The 3,950-nt window shown below is 28.2% G+C and carries 3 protein-coding genes and 1 tRNA gene; 2 read left to right on the top strand and 2 right to left on the bottom strand.

Going from position 1 to position 3,950, the window contains the following annotated elements; all coding sequences use genetic code 11:
• The first annotated feature begins 9 nt into the window (after positions 1–9).
• Together J2Z44_RS21175 and J2Z44_RS21170 are read left to right on the top strand one after the other, a co-directional pair.
• A tRNA-Lys gene (locus J2Z44_RS21175) sits at positions 10–85 on the top strand.
• 129 nt (positions 86–214) lie between these two features.
• The gene (locus tag J2Z44_RS21170; protein ID WP_021282682.1) at positions 215–1,354 is read left to right on the top strand and encodes a mechanosensitive ion channel family protein; all 1,140 of its coding nucleotides are present in this window, start codon (positions 215–217) and stop codon (positions 1,352–1,354) included.
• 65 nt (positions 1,355–1,419) lie between these two features.
• Here the strand turns inward: J2Z44_RS21170 and J2Z44_RS21165 are convergent, their stop codons facing one another.
• Entirely contained in the window at positions 1,420–2,295 is an 876-nt protein-coding gene (locus J2Z44_RS21165; protein WP_209650051.1) for a YitT family protein, read from the bottom strand.
• 120 nt (positions 2,296–2,415) lie between these two features.
• Complete coding sequence (locus tag J2Z44_RS21160; protein WP_209650049.1) at positions 2,416–3,183, bottom strand: hypothetical protein; 768 nt, start codon at positions 3,181–3,183, stop codon at positions 2,416–2,418.
• Positions 3,184–3,950: the final 767 nt, after the last annotated feature.

Below are 3,950 nucleotides of genomic sequence, written 5' to 3'. Positions count from 1 at the left end.
AGGTCATATGGTTCACTAGCTCAGTCGGTAGAGCACATGACTTTTAATCATGGTGTCCGGGGTTCGATCCCCCGGTGAGCCACCAAAAGCACTTCAATATGAGGTGCTTTTTTGTTATAAAATATTATATGGCATTAATATATATAAATTAGGTTACGAATAGTATAAAGTATAAGTTATTAATTAAGAACTTTAAAAGAGAGGGGATAAGCTAATGTATTTAGCAAGTTTAGACATACTTTCAAATGATTTTGTGAAAGCAGTTATGAGCAGTGAAGCTTATAATATTTGGAAAAGTGTTGCGATAGGAACTGGGATATTTGTACTCTTACTATTTTTAAGAAATATATTTGCAAAGTATATTATAAAAATTTTAGATAAGGTGTTCTCCAAGCTTAACTTCAGAGCAACTCATAAGATTATAATGGCATTTGAAGGGTCATTTAAGACTTTATTTATAGTACTAGGTGGATACATATTTCTAAGAACACTTTCAAATGCGCTTCCAATAAGTATATTATTTATTAATAACATATTTTCAACAGCTATAGTTATTCTTATAGTACAAGGTCTATTAAATCTTACAAAAGACTCTTCAATATTTTTTGAAAAAGTAAATGAAACATATGATGTAAGAATAGATAAGATATTTTATCCTTTAATATCTAAGGTATTAAAAGCAGTAATATTAGCTTTTGCTGTAATACAAATAGCTGATATCTGGGGATTTGATATAAAAGCCTTTATCACAGGATTAGGCCTTGGAGGATTAGCATTTGCATTAGCTGCTAAGGATTTTGCTGCTAATTTAATTGCAGGAGTTGTAATTATATTTGATAAACCATTTTCAATTGGTGATTGGATTAAGTGTAAGGATTTAGAAGGGGTTATAGAGGATATATCCTTTAGAAGTACTAAAATAAGAACTTTTGAAAAGGTACTAATAACAGTTCCTAACTCTATGTTAGCAAATGATCCAATACTTAACTTTAATAGAAGAGATACTAGAAGAGTTACAATGAACTTAGGGATAGCATACAACACATCTATAGAGAAAATACAGTTATGTGTAGAAAAAATTTCCATAATGCTATGTGAACATTATGGAATTAATAAGGAAACAGCTCATGTTAGTTTCGATAAATTTAATGAAAGTAGCTTAGATATTTTTGTACAATATTTTGCAAATACCGTAGACTTTACAGAATTTATGAAAATAAAACAAGATGTAAATTGCAGCATTATGGAAATTATGAAAGAGGAAAATGTATCAATTGCTTTTCCAAGTAGGAGCATTTATATGGAAAATAGCTCTGTAAATGACAATGATAAACAAATATCTTCAGATAAATAGTTGACATTTTAAGAATATATAAAAAAGAGGTATCATAAAAATATAAATTGATACCTCTTTTTTTATTAAGAAATTGGATTTGTAAAGCCCTTACCTTGAACTTCGGATGTATCTATAATAGAAAGAAATGCATTTTCATCAATACTCCTAATAATATGTTTAATTTTTGGAAGCTGAGAAAGAGAAACTATACAATAAAGAACATTTTTCTTCTCATGGGAGTAAGCACCTTCACCATATAGAACTGTTATACCTCTATGAAGTTCGTCCATTACAGCAGTACTTACTTCTTTTTGTTTTGTTGTAATTATAAGTAGCATCTTTTGTGTATTAAAACCTTTAATAACTTTCTCCATGGATATGGAAGTAATATAAATAGATACAAGGGTATAGAGCCCTACTGTAAATTGGAATAGAATAGCTCCTATAGAAACTATAATAAAGTTAACTGCAAAGGAAATAGAGCCTAGATTTATATCGTATTTTTTTTTCATGTACATGCTTATGATATCTAGCCCACCAGTAGATCCGTAGTTGGTAAATACTATACCAAGTCCAAGTCCATTTAAGACACCACCGTAGATACAATATAGAAGCTTGTTTGACTCTGCTACAGGGGCTAGAACACTATTTAAAGGAGTTGTGAATATAAGCCCTAGAGAAAGAGAGACAAGTCCGAGAAAGGTTAAAATAGTAAATTTCTTATTTATTTTTAGTACACTAAGAATGAATAAGGGAATATTTAAAACAAACACAGTTAATCCGACAGATATGCCAGAGAGATACTTAATAATTAGTGCAATACCAGAAACTCCACCACTTAAAAGATTTGATGGGATAATGAATAAGTTTATTGCTACCGAGCAAATAATACTACCTAAAATAATCATAATACAACACTTTGTTAGTTCGCCTTTTTTCATGCCTAAATATAAGTCCATATAGTCCTCCTAAAGATAAAATTATAATATACCCTTATTATTTTATAACAATTAAAAAAATATGAAAGGCTTTTTTACAAGCATCTCATATTTTCAATAAAAATATATCTAAATAGGTTTTTAAAAAAATTTAGAATAGGTCTTGAGCTGCTCATATATGCTCCTAACACCATAGTGCCAGTCCTTATCCTCAGAGTATTTTCTGTTTATCCACACAAATAAATCAATATTGTTAGGTTTATCTTTTGATAAGTTGATAACCGTCCTTGATACTATTCTAGAAGAATCATGTATGTCGGTATTATACTTTTGCCAACTATTAAAAACATTATAAGGATTATTGGCAATCTTTTTAGCATCCTTAGTTTCTTTTGGGACAAATGATTGCTCCTGTCCTGCAATGGCAAAAAGTAAAAGTGGATTTAGGTTAAAATCTTTTGATGTACTCATTATAGATGAAAAGTAAGGCTCTTCACCTAATAGAGAGCCCCTTAAGTGTAGAAATTCTCGTAAAGAGTTTTCATCTATTAATTGATATTTAAATTCATTAGGAAGATGAGCAGTCATATTCTGATTTCTTATCTCTGACTGAATTTTAATTAGGTTAGTATGCTTTTTTTGAGCAGTAGCTAAGTAATAACTATAATAATTATCATTATCCAATGATAGCTCAGTAAAAGAAGCGCTGTTTTGTTTATTAGAAGATAATGATAAAAACTTTAACATAGAGTTTTTATAAGGCTGTTTATTATTAAATGTTGCAACAGCTAAATGTGAGTTAGAAAATTTATAGTTATAGAAAATGTTATAAATAAAGAGTATTAAAAATATTATTAAGTAAAGAACTATGTTATCATGATTTTTAATGCTATTAATTACTTTTTTCATAAATTTTATCACCATGCTAATTATTAAACTATAAAGTTAATTTTCCCAATTTTTATTAATAATATGCATGGTGAATTCTATATTGATTTTAAAGTAGTTAGTTATTAGTTAAAAGGTAAACCTATAGAGGGAAAACTAATAAAAATAAGTGTATATAATAAATTTCATAATCAAACAATTTACATTTTAAATCAATTCCTAATGAATATTTATGCTAAATTCAATAAATTATGGGTCAGATGTAGCATTAGAGTTAGATAATGACCAAGGTTTTGAAGATGATGATGTTATGGAAGAGGATTTAGAGGATGAAATATAGTTCTTAATAATTTTATTTACTAGATTTCACAGTAAAAAAAGACTAAGTTAGATAACAATCTAGCTTAGTCTTTTTTATATTATTGAGAGTTTTAAGATATACAATTTATAATAATTAAGCTAAACACTTCCTAGTGTATCAATAATTAAAAAATAGAGATATTTAAAGAAATTTATAGATATTACAGGGTTATTTTAGTCACAGTAAGGATTGTGCCATTACCACGTCAATAGATTATGGTAAGATATTTCTTGTCCTTAAGAACGGACACAAACACTAAGAAAACTTCAACAGAGTTTTGAAATTAAAGTAAAAAATTCAAAATAAAAAAGTGTTGACAAAAGTTTTTAAAGGTGATAAGATATACAAGTCGCCAGTTGATGGCGCTGCTACAATGTAGCACTAAATTGGTCTTTGAAAATTAAACAGAGAAAAAGGTAAAACCAGT

The organism is Clostridium punense (genome assembly GCF_017874425.1).
GTDB lineage: Bacteria > Bacillota > Clostridia > Clostridiales > Clostridiaceae > Clostridium_J > Clostridium_J punense.
The sequence above is the reverse complement of the archived record's forward strand: the minus strand, read 5'-3'. Positions and strand labels throughout refer to the sequence as shown.